Raw genomic sequence first — 7974 nt, 5'->3', positions numbered from 1 at the left:
AAGCCAATGAATGAGGCATGAGGCAGGGCATCGCGCATGTGACGGGCGTATCCATCGATAAAGTCGTACTGGCTGCGGTGGGCCTCGTCGGCGATAACGACGATGTTACGACGGTCCGATAGAACGGGGTATCGGTCGCCTTTTTCTTCAGGGAAAAATTTGTGAATGGTGGTAAATACCACCCCTCCGGCATCGACTGACAAGAGCTTGCGCAGGTGCGCGCGGGATTCGGCTTGTAGCGGTGGCTGGCGCAAAAGATCCTGACAGCGCGAAAAGGTTCTGAAGAGCTGGTCATCGAGGTCGTTGCGGTCGGTGAGCACGACGAGGGTGGGGTTTGCCATCGCGGGTTCTCGAATGATGCGCCCGGCGTAGAAGACCATGGTCAGGCTCTTGCCCGAACCTTGGGTGTGCCACACCACGCCAACGCGCCGGTCACCTCGTTTGCCGGCATGATTCGGTCCTGCCATGTAGCGACCGCCGCTGCGATCGTTGACGTATTCCAACTGTCCCAACCCCGCAGCGCGCAGCGTCTCCTGTACGGCAGCCTGTACTGCATGGAACTGGTGATAACCAGCCATTTTTTTAATGATACGGCTGCCGTCATCTTCAAAGACAATGAAATTTTGTACCAGAGCGAGCAATCGGTGCGGGGCAAGCAGGCCTTGGATCATGACTTGCAGCTCGGGCAGGCGCGCATCGGCCAAAGCCTCGCCAGAGATCGTTCGCCAGGGTTTGAACCACTCGCGTCCGGCACTGAGCGTTCCCACGCGGGCCTCAAGGCCATCAGACACGATCATGACCGCGTTGGTCAAAAAGATTGATGGGATTTCGGTCTTGTAGGTTTGGAGCTGGTGAAAGGCGGTCCAGATGGTGGCGTTTTCGCTAGCGGCGTTTTTGAGCTCGATCACCGCGAGCGGCAATCCATTCACGAACAGGACGATATCCGGACGTCGTTCATGTTTATTCTCAATGAGGGTAAACTGGTTCACTGCCAGCAGGTCATTGGCAAGTGGGAAGTCGAAGCTGATGACGTGTGCCTGTGCACCGCGAATCGAGCCATCGGGTTCGCGGTACTCCACATTCACGCCCTCTATGAGCAGCCGATGCAGCGCGCGGTTACGCTGGATCAGGTCTGCTCCCTCAGGACGGGTGAGTTTGCGGAAGGCATCTTCGAGCGCTTCTGCAGGGAGACCGGGATTGAGGCGCGCGAGTGCATCGCGCAATCGCTGCGGCAGCACCACCTCGCCGTAGTCGGCTCGCTCGGCGGCAGGCATTCCCGGTGCAATGTCAGGACCGTACGCCACCTGCCAGCCGGCTGATTCTAGCCAGGCAAGGGCAGCGGATTCGACGGTGGATTCGGTAAACGAGTTCATCTGGTATTGTCCTCGTTTCTTTTCTGTTTGGACGGAACCGCGTCAATTTCATTGTGTGTTCCTTCCCATTTCTCACAGATACTTTCAAAATCGACCTCAGGTGGATTATCACTAACCCAGTACCGATAGAACTTAGGGTCGCGGCTTCTTGGGACTGGGGAAGCCGTGCGAATTTTGACTAAGGCTGGTGCGGAAACACATTCACCAAGGACGAGAGCCGTCTGCGGAGCGAGCGCCGGGATCTGATCTAGCATCGGCCCGTAGATTGCAGGTACGATCTCTTTGAAGTAGCGCAGGTCTTCGGGGTTTTGAAGGCGATGCACGATAAAGCTGCTACACTGCGATAAAACGGTTTTCGATAGTTCGCTCGGCCGCTGAGAGGCAACAACCAGGCTCAAACCATACTTCCGACCTTCGCGCGCAATTCTCTCAAAAACGACACGAGAAATCGATTCATCCTCAGCAGACCGTGGTTGCTGGATGTAGTTCTGTGCCTCTTCCAGAACAAGTATGACAGGAAGTGAACCTCGGGCTTCCTCACCGCCATACTCCCCAAGTCGCTGTAGAAATTCAAGAATAAGGCGACCGATCAGTGCGGTGACATTTTCCAGCACTTCTGCAGCCAGAAGGCTCAGGTCAAGAATTACCACGTCAACTGGACCTTCATTATTCCGTTGCCGATCATAGAACGGCAATCGACCCGTCGGAATGTCCTCCACCTTTGACAAATCACCATTCTGAAGCGACCCGATACCGAGCGTATCACGTAAAAACGAAGCCAATGCATGTACAGGATTCGGTAAAACTCCATCGACAGGACCGAACATAAAATCGAATCTCGTATCAGCCAGCAGCCTGTCAATACGCAGAAGCATTGTTCCAGTGTAATCACGCGCCCTTGCGCCGCCTGATTCCTCTCGTCGCAGCACTTGCTCAAGGTGGCGTGATCGGAACTTCAGTTTGTCGAAATACGAAGGCGCATCAGCCGAACGTCCGGCAACATTGGTACTATCACCGATATGCGTTCCTGTAAGATTCTGGTAGATGGGGTCAATTGCATCGCGAATCTGTTTCCTCGCGTCAGCAGGCAATACCTTGGGGTAGGTGCCATTGTCTATATTATTATCAGCGGTTTTTATGACATTATCGAGTGCTTTCGCAACTTCGTCCTTATTCAGTGAAAACTCTGTACTCGCATCAGTCCATCCTTGGCTTAAATCCTCCTGCTCGATTCGTGTCTTGAGACCTTTTGCCAAGTCCCGTACATCCTTCGATGTCTTCTCATCCTTTCCTGATAGTGACCATATGCGATTGAGCTCAAGAATCAGTTCCTCCCGTAAGGTCGCAAGTGGCGAGGCACTGCCAGCTTCGTTACGGGCTAGGCGCAGGGATTCGAGGAGTACTGGTCGCTGCACACCCTTGGACGCCTGAAAGATCCTTACAAAATCCTCTGCATTCATAAACCAGTATGGAATGACAAGACGCTCAGCCGCCTTACTTGGATCAGACGGTATATAAAGAACTTTCCTTGACCCTATATCTTCCCATGTCCCGTCCTTCTTCTGTCTCTGAAATGCAGAGCGGTACTCGCCATTGGTGTCCAGGATCACGAATGTCGTCCGCTTCACAGTTGGTTGCTTGCGAATTGATTGAATCAGGCTTGCTATTGTGCAGGACTTGCCTGAACCGGTGCTACCAAGGATAGCTGCATGTTTGCCGAAGAAGACATCTGGGTCGATCCGGATGGGTCTTCCTTGCACGACAGCGGATTCGCCAATAGGGATGCAGTAACCTGGCTCGTCCATGTTAGGCGGTGTCGTTTGTTTCGACTCGATCGGACCGAAGATCGCATCAAGGTCAGCGCGCCCTGCCAAGTAAACCGGATTATCGAGCACAGGAAAGAGCGATACACCCTGCCGGAACTTGTCACCATCAATTGTGCCGATAAGCGTCGCTTTCATCAGGCGCCGTGCGGCGGGAAGAGTAACCATCGTTCGATCTGCTTTCATTTCAGCTTCTTCCACCAGTACAACTCGCGTCACCATCGCCACGAGCCGCCGAGCGCCCACCGGGATGATCACATAGGAATTAATGCGCCCCACTTCGTGCGGCCCTTCGTAGGTACTCCGACTCATCCCCTTAAGGTCGCTGTTCAGCTCGATTGTTACTTGTGCTGTATCTACGGCAACTACACGACCAATTTCGAAGTCAGTTGTCATCGGACATGTCTCCTCTCCCAGTATTTTCCTTCTTGCTAAGAGATTGGTGTGTTGCAACAACCTTCTTGAGGATCTCCTCCTCCCGTAAATCGGGAAGAACCTCTTTCACAAACCCTTCAAAGGTTCCAATTCTACTTCCCTCTGATATCCAAACGCGTGGATCATTCTGTTTCCGCAGCGCTTTCACAAAATCGCTATTCGGCGCAGGATCCACGATCACTATAGTAAAACTTGGCACAGCGAGCGCTTGTCGAATTATTGCGTTCACATGTTCATCGCCGAAGCCGTAACCGATCACAAACAGTACCGACTGGGGCCTTACGACCGCAGCAGCAAAACGTCTGAAGAGTTCGGCGTACGGCATACCCAATGTTTCACCATATTTGGCCGGTGTCGGATATATCAGGACGGGTTGAGTGTCATTCAAATTAAACCTTTCTGATTCTATACCGTAGGGATTGTTTATAGACGGTTTCGTTGCCCTCCAGGTAATCGATCCATGCAGTTTATAGAGGTGCAGCACTCGGTCAAATCGGTGTACGCGTCCCTCCGTTGTCTCCGCTGGGAAGTAAAGATCCTGCTCATATGACTCAGGACGGAATACACGTCGATATGTGCCAACAAAGCCATCCAGAAGGACAACACCATCGGCGTCGGATGCCTGCTCAACGAGCGTGTCGTAGTTGAGCGTGAAGATGTTCACCCGTTTCAGGTTGAGCGGGCGTGTCAGGAGCTTGCGAATAAAAGCCTTATAAGTTGAGATGCCACCTTCCTTGTCCTCAGTCGGGAGATTGCATGCAATAGCGAGTGCACGCGTCGCACGTCTTAGGCATTCATCGAGATCTTCCGCATTTGCGTCGAGCGTCACGGTAGAGGTAGAGTCCACCCGCAACCGACCACCGGTCGAAGGCAGGGCAGAGCGCCACCGATGGAGCGTAGCAAGCACCTGCTCGAAGTTTGCCAGCAGTGACTTCACCTCTTTACCCTCGAGTTTCTGCTGACGCGAACGGATCTCGTCCTCGCTTACCGGGGTAGTGTCACCACCACCTGAGTGGCTCACGGCAAGATAGAATACCTTTAGCCATTGGGCCACTTGGGCTTCCGTAGTGCCCGCAGTATCTTTGCGATGCAAGTCCCGCTCCACAGCCAGCGGGACTAAGCCGATCAGTTGTCCTCCGCAATCTACCGAAGCACCTGCGCCGAGTAAGAAGGACACTGTCTCCGTCTTAAGGAGCGTCCCTATGCGAACACGGATGTCATCGAGCTCTTCCCGCGGCAACGTTTCGGTGCCCAAAGGCAGAGTGTCATTGGAGGTTTGGAAAAATCCCATCGACACCTTTGACAATAGGTTTTCACCTCCAATTTCGAAACGATCAATTTCATTAGCATTATCTTCGCTCATAACCCTCTCTCCTTCAAAAACTTTTCCGCGTCCTTCACTCGTAGCTCGCCGGAGATAAGTTTGGGCAGGAGAGTGTCGCGTAGGACAGCGAGAGTGCGGGATTCGCGCTCGTGCTCGACTACCTTGCGATACATGGACCGCGAAATCCGATCGAAGGCATCCATCACGGACGCGGCTGGTGCGACAGTGCGAATCGCCCGGAAACTCGACTTACTGATCTCAAGGAACGTGGAGCCATTGGCTTGACTGACGATGTCCTCGTGAGCCGAGCGAGCCCAGCGCAGCAAGAACAGGTTCGACATGTCGCGGCGCGGCTTCATGGCGATGAAGCCTTGATTGACGGCAACGGGAATCTCGGCAATGGCGAGGTAGCCAATCGGGGCGCGCGATGAAAGCAAGACGGTTCCCTCCGGGAGCAAGCCCGAACTGATCTGAGCCAATCCCGCGTCGGTGATCTTTCGTTCGGTGTCGAGCAGAACCGGCATCGAAAGCCCAGATAAATCCTTTGGCGTGACCCAGTGATGCGTGCCGCCCTCCCAATATTCGCTCCGCTCGGTCTTCGGGGTGCTTCCACCAACAACGTCGGCCAAGTCACCGATGGGCTTCACCTCCCACCCCTCCGGAATCTCCCCCAGTTCGGAATCGACGAGACGGTTGGGGAAGAGGTCGTAGAGATCGGGGGGCAGGCCGGGCAGGGATTCGCCACGGCGCCAGCGGCCGTCCATTTTTGCGCGCACAGGGTCGAAGTCCACAAACCACGATTTGAAGAGCGCCCGCGCCATCTGCTCCAGCGTCTCGCTCATGCGCCGGTTCAGATCGATCTTGTCGTCCAGCGTGCCGAGGATGTTGGCGATGGTGCGCTGTTCGGGGAGGGGGCACCACTGTACATCCAGCGATTCAAGATCGCTTCCGCGTATCCCTGACGCACCTGCACCCTGCTCAACGATACTTCGAATTGCTGCTCGACCGTGGTGCGACTGAAAATAGTAAAAGTAGAAGCAGGGGTTGGCTTTAGTCGGATCAAGCCTGACACGGGTTATGTGTGACTCGAACGTCACTGCTTCGTCGTCACCCAGAAAGATTGAGCACTTCCCAGCCCCCTCAAGTACTAATGACTGCCTTGCAAAAAGTAGGTCTCCCTCCTTGAGCAGAAACCTCTCGTACTCCGATGGTCTCAACGGAACACGCTCCATTGGCGCGTTGCATAGGCGCGGGTAAGCGAATAGCTCGCCCATGTTGACCATCTTGACCCCATTGCCGCGTACAGTCTTCGGGCGGGTCAGTCCGTTGCGCGTTGGCTCCACAAAGAGCTGCCCGAACGGTCGAACTTCACCCCCCATACCCTTCCTCCTGTGTTTTGTGTGCCACATTTTCCAGCTCCGCCTCCAGCTCTTCCACGGTCGGCAAGCTGCGTTTGAGTTCCTCCGGCAGGGTCGCCATAAGGCGGGTTTCCCATTCAGCGATGCCGATGGGTTTTGTCACATCGCGCAAGGCGTACTCGACCACCAGCCGGTCCTTGCCTTTGCAGAGCAACAGCCCGATGGTCGGTTTGTCGTCAGGATGGCGCAGGAGGTCATCCACGGCCGAAAGGTACAGGTTCATCTGTCCCACATACGCCGGGTCGAAGGGTCCGGCTTTTAGCTCCACGACCACGTAGCAACGGAGCTTGAGATGGTAGAAAAGCAAGTCCACAAAGAAGTCCCGGTCGCCAACCTCCAGGAGCACTTGCCGTCCGACGAAGGCAAAACCCGCGCCGAGTTCCAGGAGAAAGCGCTGGATGTGGTCTATGAGGCTTTGTTCCAGCTCGCGTTCGCGGCGCGGGTCGGCGGTGCCGAGGAAGTCAAAGAGGTACGGGTCCTTGAAGATTTGTGCCGCCATGTCGGAATCCGCCGGAGGCAGAGTAGCGGCAAAGTTGGTGATGGCCTTGCCCTGCCGCTCGTGGAGGCGCCGCTCGATTTGAAGGACGAGGATGTTCCTGCTCCAGCCTTCTTCATGCGCTTTGCGGGCGTACCAGAGGCGAACCTCGGGGGCATCCAGCTTGTCCAAAAGGGCAATGTTGTGGTACCAGGTGATTTGTGCAAGCACCTCTTGCACAATGTGGCGGTCGGGCCAGGCCGCGGCAAAGGCGCGCATGTACTTGAGGTTGCGCGGGGAAAGCCCCTGCATGTCGGTAAACTCCCGGCGCAAATCGGCCGAGAGTCGGTCAATCACTTTGGCTCCCCAGCCTTCCTGCGCTTGCCGCTGGAGAATGGTACGGCCGATGTCCCAATAGAGCAGCACCATGGCTGCGTTGGCGGCGAGCACCACGCGCACGCGCTCTTCCCGAATGCGCTGCTTGAGTTCGGTGAGCAGGGTTGCGTAATCTGCGGGGAGATCGCCGGCAATTCCTGCGTCAAGTCGGCGCGCTTCGGTCTGTTCGGGCACGCGCGCGTTCTGCTCCGGCTTTCGGGATTTATTCGCCATACCCCAACTCCTTCAGGTTGGCGGCAATGGCCGCATCGAGCTTCGCCGCTTCGGCTTGCTGTTCGCGCCATTGTGCAACGAGCCGCTGCATCTTTTCCTCGAACGGCTCATCATCATCTTCCTGAGCTTCCGCCCCGACATAGCGACCGGGCGTGAGCACGTAACCGTGCGTGCGAACCTCATCCAGCGGAGCGCTTTTGCAGAAGCCAGGCACATCGGCGTATTGGCCACATTCCTTTTCACCACGCCATGCGTGATAGGTGTCGGCGATCTTTTTGATATCCTTATCGGTCAATTCGCGGTGGGTGCGGTCCACCATGCGGCCCAGCTTGCGCGCGTCGATAAAAAGAATCTCGCCGCGGCGATCGCGGAACCTGCCGTCCTGGCGGTCCCGTGCCAAAAACCAGAGACAGGCCGGAATCTGGGTGGAGTAGAAGAGTTGGCCCGGCAATGCCACCATGCAGTCCACAAGGTTGGCCTCAATGAGGTTTTTGCGGATCTCGCCCTCTCCGGACTG

6 protein-coding genes are annotated in these 7974 nt (G+C 55.6%); all 6 read right to left on the bottom strand.

Annotated features, from left to right (window positions below; all coding sequences use genetic code 11):
- Positions 1-1373, bottom strand: a 1373-nt coding sequence (locus tag GAP13_RS12020; RefSeq protein WP_158908553.1) for a type I restriction endonuclease subunit R, incomplete at its 3' end; no start/stop codon positions are given.
- Positions 1370-3592: a helicase HerA domain-containing protein gene (locus tag GAP13_RS12015; protein ID WP_158908552.1), complete on the bottom strand. Its 2223-nt coding sequence runs from the start codon at positions 3590-3592 to the stop codon at positions 1370-1372. The genes GAP13_RS12015 and GAP13_RS12020, both read right to left, overlap by 4 nt.
- A complete protein-coding gene (locus GAP13_RS12010) occupies positions 3582-4994 on the bottom strand; it encodes an SIR2 family protein (RefSeq protein WP_158908551.1) in 1413 nt (470 codons plus the stop codon). Before GAP13_RS12010 ends, GAP13_RS12015 begins: the two co-directional genes overlap by 11 nt.
- Positions 4991-6334 carry a restriction endonuclease subunit S gene (locus tag GAP13_RS12005; protein ID WP_222126216.1) on the bottom strand — a complete coding sequence of 448 codons (1344 nt, stop codon included), beginning with the start codon at positions 6332-6334 and terminating at the stop codon, positions 4991-4993. The genes GAP13_RS12010 and GAP13_RS12005 overlap by 4 nt, the downstream gene beginning before the upstream one ends.
- Positions 6324-7457, bottom strand: a complete 1134-nt coding sequence (locus GAP13_RS12000) for a PDDEXK nuclease domain-containing protein (RefSeq protein WP_158908550.1) — start codon at positions 7455-7457, stop codon at positions 6324-6326. Before GAP13_RS12000 ends, GAP13_RS12005 begins: the two co-directional genes overlap by 11 nt.
- Positions 7447-7974, bottom strand: a 528-nt coding sequence (locus GAP13_RS11995) for an N-6 DNA methylase (RefSeq protein ID WP_158908549.1), incomplete at its 5' end; no start/stop codon positions are given. The genes GAP13_RS11995 and GAP13_RS12000, both read right to left, overlap by 11 nt.

This window comes from Rectinema subterraneum, from assembly GCA_009768935.1.
Lineage (GTDB): Bacteria > Spirochaetota > Spirochaetia > Treponematales > Rectinemataceae > Rectinema > Rectinema subterraneum.
The sequence above is the reverse complement of the archived record's forward strand: the minus strand, read 5'-3'. Positions and strand labels throughout refer to the sequence as shown.

Bases quoted from the DNA above. Each gene is read 5' to 3' on its own strand.
- GAP13_RS12000 (WP_158908550.1), bottom strand. From the start codon at position 7,457: ATGGCGAATAAATCCCGAAAGCCGGAGCAGAACGCGCGCGTGCCCGAA.
- GAP13_RS12005 (WP_222126216.1), bottom strand. From the start codon at position 6,334: ATGGGGGGTGAAGTTCGACCGTTCGGGCAGCTCTTTGTGGAGCCAACG.
- GAP13_RS12015 (WP_158908552.1), bottom strand. From the start codon at position 3,592: ATGACAACTGACTTCGAAATTGGTCGTGTAGTTGCCGTAGATACAGCA.
- GAP13_RS12010 (WP_158908551.1), bottom strand. From the start codon at position 4,994: ATGAGCGAAGATAATGCTAATGAAATTGATCGTTTCGAAATTGGAGGT.